Here is a 17,447-nt window from a genome sequence, read left to right as displayed (position 1 = left end):
TGCGGCTGGGCGTGCAGAGGCCTTCCGGCACGGGCGTGCGCCCAGTTGCCGGGGGCGGCATCCGGCCCCGGCCCGAAGCGGCGGCGCGAGGCTTCCGGCAAGGCCAGAATGCAATGATTACGATCGAAAACTATAACGCGCCTTCGCAAAAGGTCAAGTTTGGCCGGCCAGGGGGGAGCGGCCGGGGGAGGCCTATTGCTGCGCGAACCATGCGGCGAACTCGGTCAGCGTGACGCCCAGGGCCTTGCAGATCGCCTCCAGTTCGATGAGATCGAGCCGACGCTGGCCGCTTTCGTATTTGCTCACGAAAGACTGCGGGCATCCCAGGCGCGCGGCCAGTTCGGCCTGGCGTAATCCGGCGTTCTTGCGCAACTCGACCAGCAAGGCGCGCAGCCTTTCGGCGCGTCGTGCGTAATTATATGGCTTCACAATTTGGAGATAGGTCGGGTTGCAGAATATCCCAAAATGGGATATTCTGGTGCGGGAAAACAAAATGCCAGGGAGACAACCGTTTCTCGCCGGAGACGGCGAGAGATGACGCGGCGGTGGGGCGCACCATGAGGGCTTAGCCTTTCTGCTTCGGGCGTCCCGTGCGCGTACGAAACAGACGTAGGACGCCCGGGAAAGAGGCTTTTTCTTTTTCTTGCAGGGCTGTGAACACCTTTTATGAGATTTGAAAAGAGCATTGGCAAGGTTTTTGTGAATTATCACGCTTTTTTCTCCCCAGGATTCCCTTTTTGAAAGCATCGGAGCAAATTTTATATGTAAATACATATAGATATAAAAAAATATAGGATCGCCTGCCAGTTGTGCGGAAAGGCAACGGCTGCCGTGTGAAACAGGCGGCGTTGTTCCCTTTCAGGTCCCGTTGGCGGTTTTGATTGCAAAACAGCCCTGGGTTTCATGCGTGCACGGGGCTGTGCGCGCAATTCTCGTTCCGAAGGAATGCTGGTGCGCGTGTTCGAGGCGCAAAGGAGGTGCGCGGCGAGACGACAACAATCGCTGACGGCGTTGTTTGATCGGCGACATGGAGCGCGTTTGGCACAAGACGCACTTCCTGGAAACTTAACGGGTGCATTGATCAGATGATATGCCCAAGCCTATGGGCACGGGCGTACGTCGAGTCTTTGGGAGAAGTACCTATGCAGTGGTTTCATAACTTACGCGTCGGCAAGAAACTCATTTTGTCGTTTGTCGTTATGGCGCTCCTCACGGGCGTCGTCGGGATGCTCGGGCTGCGGAATATGGGCGTCATCAATGATATGAACGACATAATGTACGAACGAGAACTTATTGGCATTTCCACGGTAAAAGAAGCGAATATAAATCTCTTGTACGCGGATCGGGCCATCCGCAACATGATAATGACGACATCCGCCGACGATCGTTCCCGGAATATGAAGAGCCTGACCAAGTATAAGCATCAATACCAGGAACAGATGGGGATCGCCAGGAATCTCTTCGTGTCGAAAGAAGGGAAGGATGCGATTGCCAAGCTCGATGAAGCCTGGGCGGCGCTGCAACCCGTGTGGGACCAGATCATCGAGGCTTGCAAGAACGAGGCGCTGGCGACCCAGCGGACATCCGTCGATCTCGCGCTGGGGATCGGGCGTGAAAGAGTGAACGCCGTCGACGACATCATGACGACGCTGGTGCGCACCAAGGAAGGAAACGCCAAGGAATACTATAACGAATCCACAGCGATCTACAATTCCAGCCGCCTGACAATGTTCGCGATCGTCGGCGTGAGCATGCTCGTCGGCTTGGCCCTCGGCGTCGGCATCTCCCGGGCCATCTCCAGGCCGCTTGTCGCCTGCGTGGACTTCGCCAAGGCCCTGGCCCGGGGGGATCTGGGCCACAAGCTCGATTTCGAGCGCGCCGACGAGGTGGGCGAGGTCTGCAAGGCCATGCGCGAGGTGGCCGCGGCCGAAGGCAAGGTCACGGAAATCGCCGGCAAGATGGCCGAGGGCGAACTGCGCCTCCGGGTCGAGCCTCGCTGCGAGGCCGACGCCCTTATGCGCTCCCTGGGCTCCATGATCGAGCGCCTGACCGAGATCGTGGAAGAGGTCAAAAGCGGCGCCGAGAACATGGCCTCCGGAGCCGAGGAGCTCTCCGCCTCCTCCGAGTCCCTGTCCCAGGGCGCTTCCGAGCAGGCTGCCTCGGTGGAGGAAAGCTCTTCGTCCATGGAGCAGATGAGCGGTTCCATCATGCGCAACGCCGACAACGCCCGCCAGACCGAAACCCTGGCCAACAAGGCCGGCAGCGACGCGACGGAATCCGGCAAGGCCATGGCCGATACCGTGGCGGCCATGCGCCAGATCGCGGCCAAGATTTCCATCATCGAGGAAATCGCCCGCCAGACAGACCTGCTGGCCCTAAACGCCGCCGTGGAAGCGGCCCGGGCTGGCGAACACGGCCGCGGCTTCGCCGTGGTCGCCTCCGAGGTGCGCAAGCTCGCCGAACGCAGCCAGTCCGCCGCCGCGGAGATCAACAGCCTCTCCGCCTCCAGCCTCGACGTGGCCGAACGGGCTGGGCAGCTTCTGGAAAAACTCGTCCCGGATATCCTCAAGACGTCCGATCTCGTGCAGGAGATATCCGCCGCCTCCAACGAGCAAAGCACCGGCGCGGCCCAGGTCAACCGGAGCTTGCAGCAGCTCGACCAGGTCGTACAGCAAAACGCCTCGGCCTCCGAAGAACTGGCCTCCACGGCCGAGGAACTCTCCTCCCAGGCTGCCCAGCTCGTCAGTACCGTCGCCTTCTTCCAGGTGGCGTCCCATACTTCCTCCAAAGCCAGAACCATCGGAGCCATGCGCGCACAGCCGGCCTCCAAGTTTGGTACGCGAAAGTCCGCGCCGTCGCGGCAGCGCATGATTTCGCTGCCCCCGACCGACAACACGGAACCCGACGACGCGCATTTCGAACAATTCTAGCAGGAGTGGCGGCTCGCGCCCGCGAACCCGTGCCTCCTCTCCCCTGCGTGGGGTTTCCGGCGCAGCGGACAAGGATGCGGCATGGCCCGGGTGCGAGCGGCTCCTTGCGGAGGACCGTCATGAAAGAGAAACCGGATTCCGGGGTCAGGCGTTTTCTGACCCTGACGCTCGGCGAAACGGGGTGTTTCGCCATCGATATCTTCGCGGTGCGGGAAATCCTCGATTATCGGCACATCACGCCCTTGCCGCGGATGCCGGCCCACATGCGCGGCGTGGTCGAAGTGCGGGGCGAGGCCGTGCCCGTGGTGGACCTCGGCGTCAAGCTCGGCTTCGGCCCGGTGCGCCAGACCATCAACACGCGCATCGTCATCGTGGAGCAGGCCGTCGCGGAAGGCCGGATACAGCTCGTGGGCGCGTTGACCGAGGCGGTCAAGGAGGTTCTGGAACTCGACGCCGACGGCATCGCGCCGCCGCCTTCCATGGGGTTGGCCACGGACGGCGCCTGCGTCGAGGGCATCAGCCGGCACAACGGCAGGTTCGTCGTGCTCCTCGACACGGAGCGGGTCTTCTCTTCCGAAGAGGTGGAAAACCTGGCCGGTCTGGTCGGGCAGGATGCCGCGGCGACGGAAGCGGAGGAAGCGCCGGACCGGGACGCGGCCTGATCCGCCCGCCGGGGTATCGCCTGCTGCGCGCGCCGCTGGCGACGCCCCGGCACCAAAGGAGAACGCTGACGCGACGTCTACGACGCGTTGCGCGCCGCACGCCGGGCGTCGAGATAGTACATGACCGGCACGACCATGCGCGAAAAGACCGTGGCCGCCACCTCGCCGGCCATGAGCGAGATGGCCAGACCCTGGAAGATGGGGTCGAACAGGATCACGAACGCGCCGGCCACGACGCTGATGGCCGTCAAGAGCATCGGCCGAAACCGCACCGCCCCGGCCTCCTCCACGGCCCGCTCCAGGGTCTCGCCCTGGCCGCGGCGCATCTCGATGAAATCCACGAGGATGATGGAGTTGCGCACCACGATGCCCGCGCCGGCGATGAAGCCGATCATGGACGTGGCCGTGAAAAAGGCTCCGGCCAGGGCATGGGCCGGGATGATGCCGATCAGCGACAGCGGGATGGGCGCCATGATGGCGATGGGCGTGGTGTAGGAGCCGAACCAGCCCACGGTCAGGATGTAGATGAGCACCATGACCACGGCGAAGGCGATGCCCATGTCGCGGAAGACCTCGTAGGTGATCTGCCACTCGCCGTCCCATTTCATGCTGTAGTCCGCGCTTTGCGTCGGCATGGCCGTCCAGAGGATGGACAGGGGGGATTTGTCCTCGACCTGCCAGGCGCCCTTGCCCGTGGCCGCGAGCTTTGCCAGGGCGTCGTTGACCTTGCCCATGGCGTAGACCGGGCTTTCCTCGCGTCCGGCCACGTCGCCGGTGACGTAGACCACGGGCAGCAGATTTTTGTGGTAGAGGCTCGAGGGTTCCTCATGCTCGCGGATGCTCGCGATCTGCCCCAGCGACACGAGGCGGCCGCCGTCGCCGCGCACGCCGATCCCTTCCATGTCCCTGGCGTCGGCGCGGCTGCCGATGGGCAGGCGCACGACGATGGGCGCGTCCTCGCGCGCCTGCTCGTCATGCATGAGCCCCGCCACCGTGCCGGCCACGCTTGCGGTGACGTCCCTGAGCGCCCGTTCGGGATCGACGCCCGCGGCCTGGGCCTTGTCGCGCTCCACGCGGATGACGCGCTCGGGCCGGGGATCGTCCACATACCAGTCCACATCCACCACGTCGGGCGTTTGTTTCATGATGTCGCGCACCTGCCGCGCCACGGCCAGACGGCCCGCGTCGGTCGGGCCGTAGATCTCGGCCACGAGCGTCTGGAGCACGGGCGGTCCGGGCGGCAGCTCCACCACCTTGATGCGGGCGTCATGGCGCGCGGCGATGGGGGCGAGCGCTTCGCGCACCTCCTTGGCGATGGGGTGGCTCTGGCGGTCGCGCGCGGATTTGGGCAGCAGGTTGACGCTCACCTCGGCTTCGTTGGCCCCGGTGCGCTGGTAGTAGTGGCGAATGAGGCCGTTGAAGGTCATGGGGCCGGACGCCCCGGCGTAAAGCGTGGCTCCGGCCACGTCGCCGCGGTCGATGACCGCGTCGGCGAGCTCCCGCGCCACGGCGGTCGTCTCCTCGAGCGGCGTGCCGCGCGGCATGTCCACCATCACGGAAAATTCGCTCTTGTTGTCGAACGGCAGCATCTTGACCAGCACGGCCTTGGCCGGAAAGAGCGCGCAGGCCCCGACGAGCAGCACGCCGACCAGGGCGAGAAAGCCCCAGCGCCAGGCCGGGCGCTTGAGCAGCCGGTCCATGAGCCAGAGGTAGGCCCGGGTGCCGGCGTCGTCCGGGATCTCGCCGTGGGCGGCCTTGCCCTCGGGTTCGGGCCGCAGCGTCCGCTTGGCCGTCCAGGGCGTGATGCAAAAGGCCACGGCCATGGACAGGAGCATGGCCACGGACGCGCCCACGGGCATGGGCCGCATGTACGGGCCCATGAGCCCGCCCACGTAGGCCATGGGCGCGATGGCGGCGATGACCGTGAAGGTGGCGAGCACCAAAGGCGCGCGCACCTCGCCCACGGCCGCGACGATCACTTCCGAAAGGGGCCTGCCGCGCGAGCCCGGGAGCGCCAGGTGGCGCACGATGTTTTCCACGTCCACGATGGGGTCGTCGACGAGGATGCCGATGCAAAAGATCAGGGCGAAGAGCGTGACGCGGTTGAGCGTGTAGCCCATGAGCCAATATGTGGCGAGCGTGATGGCGAGGGTCACGGGCACGGCGACCATGACCACGAGGCTCGCCCGAAGCCCGAGGAAAATGGCCACCACGCCACCCACGGTGACCGCGGCGAGGATCAGGTGCATGAGCAGCTCGTCCACCTTGGCCTTGGCCGTCTCCCCGGAATCGCGGGTGACGCTCAGGTGCACGTCGGCGGGCAGGACGTAGCCGCGCAGGGCGTTGATGCGCTTGAGCGCCTCGTCTGCGATGATCGTGGCGTTTTCCCCGGTCCGCTTGGCCACGGACAGGGTCACGGCCGGGTAGGCCGCGCCCGGGGCGGCTTCCTTGGGCACGACGCCCTTGCCCGGCAGATAGAAGACGTAGTCGGTCGGCTCGTCGAAGCCGTCGCGGATGGAGGCCACATCGGCGAGGTAGACCGGCCGGCCGTTTTTGATGGCCACCACGGCCCGGGCCAGTTCCTTTTCCGTGCGGAAGAAGTTGTCCAGGCGAATGGACACGGCCTGGCCGGACTGGAAGGCGTCGCCGATGGTCTCCCCGGCGTTTTGCTGGCCGATGGCGTCGAGCACGTCCACGGCGTCGAGGCCCTGGGCGCGCAGCTTGTCCGGGTCGGGCTCGACCATGACCGCGCGCTTTGTGCCGCCGGTGACGGTGGTTTCGGCCACGCCCGGGATGCGCCGCACCTCTTCGTTCAGGGCATTGGCCATCACGCGCAGCTGCCGGGAATCGTACGGCCCGCCCCACAGGGCCACGGCCAGCACGGGCACGTCGTCGATGGAATGGGGCTTCAAGATGGGTCGCGAGCAGCCGGGCGGAATCCAGTCCAGGTGCTGGTAGAGCTTGGTGTAGGCGGCGACCAGGCTTTTTTCGGTATTCTCGCCGACCTTGAAGCGCACCACGGTCATGGCCTCGCCCTGGCCGGCCGTGGAATAGACGTACTCCACGCCTGGGGCCTCCCAGAGGATGCGCTCCATGGGCGTCACCACACGGTTTTCCATTTCCTTGGGCGTGGCCCCGGGCATGGTCACGAGCACGTCGATCATGGGTACGACGATCTGCGGCTCCTCTTCGCTGGGTGTGGCCCACACGGCGAGCACGCCCGTGAGCACGGCGGCGATGATCAGAAGCGGCGCGAGCTTGGAATCGACGAAGACGGCCGTGATGCGGGTGAGCCAGTCCGCATGGTGGCCGTGATGCGCGGGATCGGTCATTGCGCCGCTCCGGCGAGCTTGTCGCCCTCGCGCAGGGCGCTTCCGGCGGCGCAGGCCACCCGCTCCCCGGCCGTAAGGCCGCTTAAGACGTCCGCGAAACGCGCCCGGTCGCTGTCGGCGAAGGCCTCGGAATCGGTGAGGTAGGTCTTGCCCTCGAAATCGGCGGCGAGAAACGTCGCCCCGGTCTTGACCACGCGGAAGCGGAGCACGTCGTCCTTGTCCACGACCACGGCCGTGGGCAGGTCGCCGCGGCGCATGAGGCAGTTCTCGGGCACGAGGAGCTTTTCCGCGGTGCGCGCCGGCACGAACACCCGGCCGAACATGCCGGCCCGGGGCGGGCTTTTGCTCCCGGGTACGGGGTCGGGCAGGGCGCATTTGAACTTGAAGGTGCGGCTGGCCGGGTCCACCCGGCCGACCACGGCCGAGACCGTGACCGCGAAGGGCTCCGGGGCCAGGGACGGCACGGCGGCGAGGATGGTCTGGCCCTGGCGCAGGCCGGAGAGCAGCGATTCGTCCACCTGCGCCGTGAGCTCGAAGCCGCCGCCCGAGCGGTCCACCAGGGCCAGCGGCGCGCCGGCGGTGACGAAGGCCCCCTGGTCCACGTAGCGCCGGGCCAGGATGCCGTCGAAGGGGGCGGTGATGCGCGTGTAGGCGCGAAGGGCCGCCAGTTCGCCGAGCTTGGCCGTGGCCGCCTTTTCCTGGGCGTCGGCGGCTTCCACCTGGCGCGCCAGGGCGTCGAACTCGGCCTTGGCCTTGTCGTAATCCTCCTGGCTGACAGCGCGCTGGGCCAGCAGCCGGCCCATGCGCTCCATGGTCGTCCTGGCCAGGGCGCTTCGTGCGGCAAGCGCCTGACGCTCCCGGGCCACCTGCTCGCGCGAGGCCGTGAGCCCCTGTTCCTGGCTGGTCAGGTCGCGGTCGTCGATGCGCATGATGGGCTCGCCCGCGCGCAGGGCGTCGCCTTCCCTGGCGCTGACGGCCTCCACCGTGCCCGTGAGCTTGCTGGCCAGGGTGACGCTCTGTTCGGACTCCACTTCGGCCGGAAACGAACGGCACTCGACCACGGAACGGCGCGCGACGGTCGTTACGGGAGCCGTGACAGTCCGGATTTTCGGCGCGGCGGCGGGCTTCTCGCCGGAACAGCCCGCCAGGGCGACGGCAACACAAAGGGGGAACAGGAAATGTATGCGCATGGTTCCAGCAGATTCCACGCCGGCCCCTGTTTGTCAACGTCCGTCAATGAAGTGCGTATTGCTGCATGCGTCTATTGCAGAGGGATGCAATATGGAATTGAAGGGAAACATCGAAACGGGAGTCCAAAGGGCGAGAGCCCTTTGGCCGCCGGAGGCATCCCCCCGTAATTCCCAATCAAGGCCCGGGGAAGCGCCAGGGGGCGACGGGGGCGCAGTTGACGGCGTCCACGCGCCAGGCGTCGCCGTCGAGGTGCAGCACGTTGAGGCGGCAGTAGTCCTGCCCCAGGCGGAAGAGGTGGCTCAAGTCGATGCCGAGGGCGTGGCACAGCAACGTGCGGTTGACGCCGCCGTGGGCCACGACCAGGACGTTGCCGTCGATGGCGGCCAGATCGCGCAGGGCGGCCACGGCCCGGGCCTGGACATCGCCGAAGCCTTCGCCGCCTTCGGGGCGGCAGCCGACAAGGTCGTGGCCCCGGCGTTCGTAGTCGCCGGGAAAGCGATCCTTGACCTCGTCCACGGTGAGGCCTTCCCACTGGCCGAGGTCGATTTCGCGCAGGCGCGGTTCGCGGCGCACGGGGAGGTTGCGGCCGGCCAGGACGATGGAAGCTGTCTCCAGACAGCGGGAAAGATCCGAGGACACCACGCCGTCGAAAGGCACCTCGGCCAGGGGTTCGCGCCAGAGGGCGGCTTGCGCCCGGCCCTCCTCGGTGAGGGGAAAATCCGTCTGGCCGATGAACCGCCGGGGCCGCTGTTGGATGATGGCTCCATGGCGCATCAGGTACACGACGCTCACCGTTCCCCCTTCCGGCCACGCAGGCGACCGTCCCTGTTTATCGCCCAACCCTCCCCTCCGATCAAGGGGGCCGAGGAGGATTATTCTCCCCGGCGGGGTCCGGGGGCAGCGTGCCTGGTTCCGTCGGCTCCTTTCCGCATGACTTTTTTCGCCGCCTCGTAGGCCTCGGGCGGCGGCGGGCCGGGACGGAAGCCGGCGGCGTCGATGACGGCCTCGGCCTTGGTTCCGGTTTGCGTCTCGACGCGTGCCAGGACACGCAGGGCGTTTTCGCGGCGGCGGGCGATGGCGGCCGAGGCCTCGGGATCGTCCGCGAAAAGCTCGAGCTTCTGGCCGAAGCGCGCGGCCACGGGCACGAGCCAGCGGCCGAAGACGAATTTGTCGGCCAGGTAGACGATTTCGCGTTCGGTCAGCGGCGCATCGTCCGCGAGCACGCAGTCGCGGTGTCCGGCGACAAGAGGCGCGGCGACGTCGAAATCGAGCGACGCCAACAGGTCGCCGCCCGCTGCCTCGTGATGGGGCTTGCCCTTGGCCACGTCGTGGAGCAGGGCCGCGGCCTTGACCAGGGGCACGTCGAGGTTCGCGCCGGCGGCGTTGAGCGCCCGGGCGAGCGCCTCGGCCACGGCGGCGACGCCACGGGCGTGGGCCAGTCCCTGGGGTGGGACCTTTTCGATGGCGAGCAGGGCCTCGGCCTCGGCCGGGGTGGGGATGCCCCGGCGCGGCGCCAGGGCGCGCAGGGCGGCGTAGTCGTCGGGGGTGTCCATGTCGGCGAGGATGTTGGCGTCGGGCACGGCGATTTCCTCGAAGGAAAACGGCGCGAGCGCCTGGCGCAGGCCGCCGTTGCCGACATGGGCCAGGACCCGGGGTACGATGCCAGCGCCCAGGCAGGGCGGATGGCCGCGCTCGCCGGAAAAGGTCGGGTAGACCACGTCCGGCGCGCCTTCCTCCCACAGTCGCGCGAGCAGCCGCCTGATGGTCGCGGGCCGAAAAAGTGGCACGTCCACCGGGGTGAGGCACACGGCGCGGCAATCCGGCGGCAGCGCGGCGAGGCCGGCCTTGACCGTGGAGAACATGCCGGTTTCGTAGTCCGGGTTGTGCACCGCGCGGATGCCGATGCGCGCCGCCTCGTCGGCCACTTCCCGGCCGCGGTGGCCGGTGACGGCGATGACGTCGACCACGCCCGCGCGGCGGAAAGCGCCGGTCACGACGGCCAGGGCGCTCTCGCCGCCGGCCAGGGGCAAAAGCGGCTTGAAGCGCGCCCCCATGCGCGAGGAAAGCCCGCCGGCCAGGATCACGGCGCAGGCATGGGGGGACAAGGCCCGCGTGCTCATGCCCTCGCGCCGGCGCGGCAGGCAATCATTTCGGCCACGATGCTCACCGCGATCTCCTCGGGCGTTTCCGCCTCGATCTCGAGACCGATGGGGCTTTTCACCCGGTCGAGGTCGGCCTTGGTGAACCCTGCGGCGAGCATCCTATCGTAGATGGCGTCGCGTTTGGGCAGCGAACCGATCATGCCGATGTAGGCGGCCGGGGTGCGCAGGGCCTCGGCCAGGGCGTTCGCGTCGTGGGCGTGGCCGCGCGTGACGATGACCAGGAAGGCGTCCGGGCCGATGGTGCGGCCGGTGAACCAGCCCCGGGCCGGGTCGATGACCGCGGTTTCGGCGGCAAAGGGAAAGCGTTCGGGATTGGCGAATTCGGCCCTGTCGTCGAGGACCGTGACGCGAAAGCCGACCATGGCCGCGATCTGCGCCGTGGGCCGGCTCACGTGGCCGCCGCCGCAGATGACGAGCGGCGTGGGCGAGGCGGCGGGCTCCAGGAAGTAGCCGTGGCCCTCGTGGCTGAGCACCACCGGGGCCATGATGCCGCGGCCCTGGCTGCGGGCGGCCTTGCGCACGGCCTCGCCGGGATCGGCCCCGACAAGGCCGCCGTCGGGCAGCAGCAGGCAGCTGCCAGGCGCGCCCTGCGTATTGAGCGGCGTGAGCACGAGGGCCCGGCCGCCCTTGGCGAGCACGTCCTCCAGGGCGGAAAAGAGCGTTTTCGTGGCCGCATCGGGATTCAGGCGTTCGAGGAAGACGCGCATGCGGCCGCCGCAGATGAGGTCGGCCCCCTTGTCGGCCTGGCCGGTCATGTCGAAATCGATGAGGCGGGAGGTTCCCGAGGCGAGCACTTCGGCCCCGGCCGCGATGACCTGGCCTTCGGCCAGGCCGCCGCCCACGGTGCCGGCGATGGCGTCGTCGGCAAAGACGAGCATCTTGGAGCCGGCGGTGCGGGGGGTGGAGCCTTCACTGGTGACGATGGTGGCCGCGACCACCGGCCTTCCCTGGGCCAGGGCCGCGTTAACGGCGCGAATGAGTTCGATCATGGTCTATTTGCCGCTCCCTTTGCGGGGTTTACAAGTCTCGGGCCGTCCTCGCCGCGTTCGATGCGGCCGAGGATCGGGCCCAGGCGGCGCAACCGACTGCCGCAGGGGCAGGGGCCGGGCAGCATGCGCGCGGCGTCGCCGGTGCGGTAGCGCACGAAGGGCATGCCGCGCGGGGTCAGCGTCGTGAAGGCCACCTCGCCGACCTCGCCGTCCGGCAGGGGCGCGCCCGTGGCCATGTCCACGATCTCGAAGAAAATGTCCGTTTCGCGCAGGTGGTAGCCGCAAAAGGCTTCACATTCCACGCCGCCGCCGTAGCCCGTTTCCGTGGCCCCGTAGTGGTCGTAGACCGTGGCCCCGAACCGCTGCGCCACGAGTCCCTTCCAGCCCTCGGGCAGGGCCTCGGCGGAAAGAAGCGCCCGGCGCAGCGTCGCCCTGGCGGCGTCGCACGTTGCGTCGTCGGCAAGGGCCTGGCGAATCTGCGACGGCGCGGCCACGAGCACCTCGGGCCTCTGGGCAACGAGCGCCGCGCGCAAGGCCTCGGGATCGCCCGTGGGATCGCCGAGCACGCCCCGGGCGGACAGGCGCGGCAGGATCTGGCAGAGCAGGTCGCCGATGCTGTCCGGGCGCACGCCGGGCATGAGGATGAGCACGGTGTCGCCGGGTTCGACCAAGGTGGAGATGCCGACCTGGAAAAAGCGGCGTGTGGCCTCGATGTCGGCATCGGTGAAGGCCACGCGCTTGGGCGTGCCCGTGGTGCCGGAGGTGGAAAGGGTGACCATGCGCGCCACGTCGTCCTGGGACACGGCCAGGAAGCGGGCGTGTGCCTCGGTCAGGTCGGCCGGCGTGGTGAAGGGCAGCGCCCGGAACGCGTCCAGGGAGCGCGGGAAATCCGCCGGCAGCGCGCCCAGGCGCTTACGGTAGAAGGGGGCTTTCGCGGCGTGGCGCACGGCCCGGGAAAGGGCCGCGAGCTGCCAGCGCGAAAGCGCCTCGGGCGTGGGCGGCGCGCCGGGCGCGCCGATGCCTGCGGCGACCATGGCGTCCACGGGGCTTAGGCGCACGGTTCCTGTCCCCGGTAGAGCGTGCGGCCGTCGGCGGCCGTCAGGTTGTAGAGGCAAAAGGGCACGAGCCGGTTGTCGGGCGTGGCCACGTGGATGCAGCAGCCGCGCGTGCGTTCGAGGTCGAGCGTCCAGGCGTCCTGGAAGGCCATGGCCGAAATGGTGAGCCGGCGCGAGGTGGCGGCGTCGGCCAGGAAGCGGTCGAAATCGTCGATCGGCCCCGTGGGCTTCGGCGGGAAGGTCGGCGCGGCCCACTGCCTGGCGACGAAGCTTTTCGCCCGGCGCGCGCCCTCGTCGGCGGCGATGGGCGCGGGCGTGCAACAGGTCTTTCCCGTGGCCGCGGCCGGGGCAAGCCCGTCCTCGCCGGTCAGCAGGTAGGGCTGGGAAAAGGAGCACAGCGAGTGCTCGCAGCCCGGGGGATGGAAGTGCTCGGCTCGGATCATGCCGCCGGTCTGCGCTTCCAGGCCGCGCATGAGGTCGGGCAGGGTCACGCGCACGCCTTCGCCGCTCTCCCAGGGGTAGCGGCCAAAGGAGCTGACGGGCTGGAAATGCACGCCGCGCACGCCCGGAGCCTTGGCCCGGGCCAGACGCACGATGTCGCCGAGCTGGCCGTCGTTGACCCCCGGCGCGATGGTCGGCACCAGGACCACGCCGATGCCGGCCGCGACGCAGGCGTCGATGGCGGCGAGCTTTTTGTCCAGAAGCGGCGCGCCGCGAAGGGTCCGGCAGGCGGCGTCGTCGCCGTCAAACTGCAAAAAGACCGAGACGAGGCCGGCCGCGGCCAGGCGCGAGGCCAGCGCCGCGTCTTCGGCCAGGCGCAACCCGTTGGTGTTGAGCTGTACGAAGGCAAACCCGGCGCGGCGGCAGGCGGCCACCACCTCGGGCAGGTCGTCGCGCATGGTGGGCTCGCCGCCGGAAAGCTGGACGTTGACCGGCCCGACGGCGGCGAAAATGGTTTCGAAGCGCGCGGCCAGGGCCTCAAGGGAAGGATCGGGCGGCGGGGCCTCTCCCGCCGTGGCGAAACAGACCGGGCAGCGCAGGTTGCAGCGGGCGGTGATCTCGAAAAGCGCGGTACAGGTGCGCTGGCCATGCTCCGGGCACAGGCCGCAGTCGTAGGGGCAGCCCCGGTGCGACTGTGTGAGTCGCGGCGGCGGCGCGCCCGGCACCTTGGGCCGGTTCCAGCCGGTCAGGCCGGGCGGGCCGTGCCAGAAGCGGGCGCGAAACTCCCCGTGCTCGGGACAGGTTTTGACGATCCAGCCGTCCGGGCCGTCGCACTCGCGCCGGGCGGTCACCCGGCGCAGACAGACGGGGCAAAGGCTCGTGGTCGGAAAGGAACCGGAAGGCGCGGTCATGTCACTCCCGGGGCTGCGACGGGTCGATGCCGGCTTCGGTCAAAATGGTCAGGATCTGGTCCCAGGCCTCGGCGAGCAGGCCGCCGCAACGGGTGACGTCGGGCTTGCCGTCGCCGAGCACGGCCTGGCAGGTGATGTCGCCGTAGTCGGGAATCACGCGGTCGCGGAACCAGTCCACGAATTCGGTGACGAGGAGGTCGGCCTTGTCGTTTTGCAGCTCCTCCTCGCGGCCTCGGCCGACGTAGAGACCGATCACCAGGCAGCCGCCGGTCAGGATGCCGCAGGTCAGGCCCGAAGCGCCCATGCCGTGGCACACGCCGGACGCGGCGCGCACGAGCTCCCAGTTCTCGATCCCCTGGGCGCGCAACGCCATGAGCATGAGGATCTGGCTGCAACAGTAGTTCTTCGCCGCAAGGGGCATGATGTCGAGCATCGCGGGATTCATGGCGTCTCCTTGGCGGCCAGGATCAGGCAGTAGCCCAGGCGCGGACGCGGTCCGCCGGCGCATGCCGGATCGCGGCCCGTAAGCATGGCGACGACGCTTTGGGCCGAACCCAGGGCCATGGTCAGGCGGCAGGCCAGTTCGGTCAGAAGCTTCGTATGGTCCTCGAAAAATAACGGGGCGAGGCCGGCGGCTTCCAGTTGGCGCGTCAGGACCTCGCGCGGGACGGCCCCGGCCACGCAGCCGGCGGCGGCGCTGCCCGGCTGCGGACCGGGGCGCAGGTAGAGGTCGGTGAGGGCGAGCAGCCCGCCCGGGCGTAGCGCGCGGGCGATGGCGGCAAGGGTTGCGGGCGCGTCGCCGGTTGCGGAGAGCACGCATTCGCAAAAGACGCCGTCCAGGCAGCCGTCGCGCAGGGGCAGCTCCTGCGCGTGTCCCCGGACGACCGGACCGCGGAGGGCCGCCTGGGCCAGAAATTCTTCCGACGCGTCGAGGCCGGCGGCGCAAAGGCCGTCTTCGGCCAGGAGTCCGAGGGTCGCGCCCGGCCCGCAGCCGAGGTCGAGAACCCTGGCCCCGGGGGCGAAACGGCAGGCGGCCAGGGCGCGCGCGGTCAGGGTCAGGCCGCCGGGCCGCAGGGTTTCGCCGGCCACGCGCTGGAAATCCTCCCGCGCATACGGCGCGACGGCGACCTGCACTACTTGTCCTCCAGCAACTGCTCCACTTCCAGCATTTTGCCCACAGCCACGTACTCGGGCAAAAGCGCCATATTGCACTTGGGGCAGGTGAGCACCTGGATGGTGAAGCCGCCTTCGAGATAGGTGACCGAGGCATCCCGGGGCTCAAGCGGATCGCCGCAGGAGCAGCAGGTCCAGTCGCCGGATTGCGGCAGATAAACGAGCGATTCAGCCATAAACGTATCTCCTGTCCCCTTTCACACCCCTTCAAGGGGGTCCGGGGGGGATTATCCCCCCGGCCGCCGGAGGCATCTTTTTTTCTCTTCCGCTCGCCCTATTTCCCCACGCCGACCACGTTCATGCGGTGGCTGTAGGCCGTGAACACGCGGGCGACGCCCTCTTCCATCACGTATTCCACCCAGTAGGTGACGCGGTGGGGGGTGAAACTGGCCAGGAAACGGCCGGTTTCGCGGTCGAGGAACTTGCGGTTGGTCGTTTCGGCATGGGCGAGAACGCGCCGCACGTCGTCGTCGAGGATGTGCCGCGCCTCCATGCGCGCGCGCACTTCGGGGCTGACGACGAAATCCGGGCCGACCGGGGCCTTGGCGTCCACGCGCTCGTTCCAGACCGAGGCGAGCAACTCGCGGCGCAGGCGGGCGCGGGTTTCGTGGCGCATGGAAAAGCCGGGATCGGGGCGCGTGGCCGGGTCGGCGGCGTCCTTGCCCGGGAACAGGATGTCGAGCAGGTGGTAGGCGCGCTTGCCCACGTGGGACAGGCGGTCGCGGCACATGGCGCAGGTGGCCAGGAAGTCGCGGTCCGAGGCGGCGGCGCGGCGCTCGGTGATGGCCTTGGCCAGTTCCGGGTGGGCGTTGGCGGCAAGGCCGCCGTAGCCGCAGCATTCGGTGTAGCGGCCGGAGAGCGGCAGTTCCTCGAAGGGCACGCCGCGCTTTTCCAGGATGGCCCGGATGGCGGCCTGGTTGGCTGCGTCGTGGCGCGAGGTACAGGAGTCGTGCACGGCGACCGGCGCGGCCGGGGTGTAGCCTGTGGCCGCGGGCAGCCCGGTTTCCTTTTCGATGACCTCCCAGAGGGAGACGGCCGGGATGTCCGGCGCGGCCTGGCGAAACACCGACAGGCACGAGGCGCAGGCCGTGATGAGGCGCGGCTTGCCGATGGCCTCCCACTGGCGCTTGAAGGCGGCCACGACTTCCTCGAAAAGCGCGTCGCGGCCGGCCCACAGCGCCGGCGCGCCACAGCAGCCGAGCGACAGGGCCACGCCGCCGTCGAGCTTGGCGCGCAGGAAGGCGTAGGCTTCGGGAATGCGGCTGTCGGGTTCGCCGCCGAGCTGGCAGCCGGGGAAAAAGAGATGGGCGCAGCGGTCCTTGCCGGGTTCGCCTCGCATCAGGGCAAAGTCCTCGCCGTTGGAAAAGGCCATGTCCTCCAGGGCGAATTCGTGGGCCGAAGGCGGCATCTTGCCGCGCTTGACCATGTCGCGGCGCGAGTCGAGGCAGAGCTCGGCCATGGAGAAGTCCTCGGGGCAGACCTCGGTGCACAGCCCGCACAGGGTGCAGGAATCGATCATGCGGTTGAGATAGTGGTTGCCGAGGACGATGGACAGGTTGTTGTAGATCTGCCGGGCGTAGAGTTTGGGGTAGCCCTTGTAGTGCTTGAGGAATTCGCAGACCTTGACGCACTCCATGCAGTCGCACTGGAGGCAGCGGGCGGCCTCGGCCCTGGCGGCGTCCGGGGGGAAGCCGGCGATGCGGTCGGCCGGTTCGGTGCGCGGTACCGCGGGCACGCCCTTGAGGCTCGTGAACGTCCGGGTCTTGGTGACGCCTTCCTTTTCGCGGCTCGTGGTGAGACTCGCGCCGGCGGTGAGGCGGTCGATGGTCATGGCGGCCCGGCGGCCTTCGGCGACCAGGGCGATGACGGACCGGGAACCGTCGGGCTGGGGCCAGCCGCCGCAGAAGACGTTCGGCTTGGGGCCTTGCAGGGTGATGGGATCGACGTCGGCCCGGGTGAGGCCGCAAAGGTCGCGGCTGGCGCATTCGACGTAGACGGCGTCGCACGAGGCGGCGAGCGTGTCGAGGAGCGCGGCGTCCACGGTCTGGCCGGTCTTGATGGTGACGCCCATGCGGCCGAGCATGGCGACGTCCGCGGCAAGGGCCTCGGGCGGCAGGACGTCGGGGGAAATGTCGTTGAGCTTGCCGCCGGGGGCGTCCGCGGCGACGTAGAGGGTCACGGCGAAGCCTTTCTTGGCCAGGTCCCAGGCGAGGGTGAGGGAACTCAGGTCCCCGCCGAGGGCGGCCACGGTCTTGCCTTTGGACGGCATGCACATGGGCTTGCCGCCGGCCGGAGACGCCATGACGCAGGCGCGCTCGAGATCGCCGACGGCCAGCGCGCCGCCGACGTTTTGCCGGATGCAGGCCAGTTCGCAGGGATGGTCGCAGATGCGTCCGAGGACGCCAGGCAGGGGCATGGTGCGGTCGAGGATCTTGCGCGCGCCGGCGACGTCGCCAGCGGCCATCTTGCCCATGAAGGAGCGCACGTCCACGGAAATGGGACAGGCGGCCTGACAGGTCGGATGTTCTTCCTCGATGCACCTGTACTCGATGTCTCGCAGGTCCTGCTGATTCATGGATGCCTTCCGGTGGGAAACAACGG

14 protein-coding genes are annotated in these 17,447 nt (G+C 68.4%); 2 read left to right on the top strand and 12 right to left on the bottom strand.

Annotated features, from left to right (window positions below):
* Positions 1-192: 192 nt before the first annotated feature.
* Entirely contained in the window at positions 193-384 is a 192-nt protein-coding gene (locus tag Q368_RS27110) for a helix-turn-helix domain-containing protein (protein WP_245611396.1), read from the bottom strand.
* Between the two features lie 758 nt (positions 385-1,142).
* Between Q368_RS27110 and Q368_RS0118540 the strand changes: the two genes are divergently transcribed.
* Together Q368_RS0118540 and Q368_RS0118535 are read left to right on the top strand one after the other, a co-directional pair.
* Complete coding sequence (locus tag Q368_RS0118540) at positions 1,143-2,930, top strand: methyl-accepting chemotaxis protein (protein WP_029460543.1); 1,788 nt, start codon at positions 1,143-1,145, stop codon at positions 2,928-2,930.
* Between the two features lie 119 nt (positions 2,931-3,049).
* Positions 3,050-3,592 carry a chemotaxis protein CheW gene (locus Q368_RS0118535; RefSeq protein WP_029460542.1) on the top strand — a complete coding sequence of 181 codons (543 nt, stop codon included), beginning with the start codon at positions 3,050-3,052 and terminating at the stop codon, positions 3,590-3,592.
* A gap of 77 nt (positions 3,593-3,669) precedes the next feature.
* On the opposite strand, the gene Q368_RS0118530 is transcribed toward Q368_RS0118535, so the two are convergent.
* The 11 genes from Q368_RS0118530 to Q368_RS0118480 form a co-directional block, all read right to left on the bottom strand.
* Positions 3,670-6,924: an efflux RND transporter permease subunit gene (locus tag Q368_RS0118530; RefSeq protein WP_029460541.1), complete on the bottom strand. Its 3,255-nt coding sequence runs from the start codon at positions 6,922-6,924 to the stop codon at positions 3,670-3,672.
* Positions 6,921-8,114: an efflux RND transporter periplasmic adaptor subunit gene (locus tag Q368_RS0118525; RefSeq protein ID WP_029460540.1), complete on the bottom strand. Its 1,194-nt coding sequence runs from the start codon at positions 8,112-8,114 to the stop codon at positions 6,921-6,923. The genes Q368_RS0118530 and Q368_RS0118525 overlap by 4 nt, the downstream gene beginning before the upstream one ends.
* 175 nt (positions 8,115-8,289) lie before the next feature.
* A complete protein-coding gene (locus tag Q368_RS0118520; protein WP_043786413.1) occupies positions 8,290-8,907 on the bottom strand; it encodes a histidine phosphatase family protein in 618 nt (205 codons plus the stop codon).
* An 80-nt stretch (positions 8,908-8,987) separates the two neighbouring features.
* Positions 8,988-10,235, bottom strand: a complete 1,248-nt coding sequence (locus Q368_RS0118515) for a DVU_1551 family NTP transferase (RefSeq protein WP_029460538.1) — start codon at positions 10,233-10,235, stop codon at positions 8,988-8,990.
* Positions 10,232-11,266, bottom strand: a complete 1,035-nt coding sequence (locus Q368_RS0118510) for an XdhC family aldehyde oxidoreductase maturation factor (RefSeq protein ID WP_029460537.1) — start codon at positions 11,264-11,266, stop codon at positions 10,232-10,234. Before Q368_RS0118510 ends, Q368_RS0118515 begins: the two co-directional genes overlap by 4 nt.
* Entirely contained in the window at positions 11,263-12,324 is a 1,062-nt protein-coding gene (locus Q368_RS0118505) for a DVU_1553 family AMP-dependent CoA ligase (protein ID WP_029460536.1), read from the bottom strand. Before Q368_RS0118505 ends, Q368_RS0118510 begins: the two co-directional genes overlap by 4 nt.
* Positions 12,315-13,673 carry a radical SAM (seleno)protein TrsS gene (gene trsS / locus Q368_RS0118500; protein WP_029460535.1) on the bottom strand — a complete coding sequence of 453 codons (1,359 nt, stop codon included), beginning with the start codon at positions 13,671-13,673 and terminating at the stop codon, positions 12,315-12,317. Before trsS ends, Q368_RS0118505 begins: the two co-directional genes overlap by 10 nt.
* A 1-nt stretch (position 13,674) precedes the next feature.
* The gene (locus Q368_RS0118495) at positions 13,675-14,118 is read right to left on the bottom strand and encodes a DVU_1555 family C-GCAxxG-C-C protein (protein ID WP_029460534.1); all 444 of its coding nucleotides are present in this window, start codon (positions 14,116-14,118) and stop codon (positions 13,675-13,677) included.
* Positions 14,115-14,807, bottom strand: coding sequence for a DVU_1556 family methyltransferase (trsM, locus tag Q368_RS0118490; RefSeq protein WP_029460533.1), 693 nt, complete (start codon positions 14,805-14,807; stop codon positions 14,115-14,117). Before trsM ends, Q368_RS0118495 begins: the two co-directional genes overlap by 4 nt.
* On the bottom strand, positions 14,807-15,022 hold the full coding sequence (locus Q368_RS0118485) for a DVU_1557 family redox protein (RefSeq protein WP_029460532.1): 216 nt from the start codon (positions 15,020-15,022) through the stop codon (positions 14,807-14,809). The genes trsM and Q368_RS0118485 overlap by 1 nt, the downstream gene beginning before the upstream one ends.
* Positions 15,023-15,120: 98 nt before the next feature.
* Positions 15,121-17,421, bottom strand: a complete 2,301-nt coding sequence (locus Q368_RS0118480) for a pyridine nucleotide-disulfide oxidoreductase/dicluster-binding protein (protein ID WP_029460531.1) — start codon at positions 17,419-17,421, stop codon at positions 15,121-15,123.
* Positions 17,422-17,447: the final 26 nt, after the last annotated feature.

Origin of the sequence: Solidesulfovibrio alcoholivorans DSM 5433 (assembly GCF_000702665.1) — a bacterium.
In the GTDB taxonomy this organism is placed as follows: Bacteria; Desulfobacterota; Desulfovibrionia; order Desulfovibrionales; family Desulfovibrionaceae; genus Solidesulfovibrio; species Solidesulfovibrio alcoholivorans.
The sequence above is the reverse complement of the archived record's forward strand: the minus strand, read 5'-3'. Positions and strand labels throughout refer to the sequence as shown.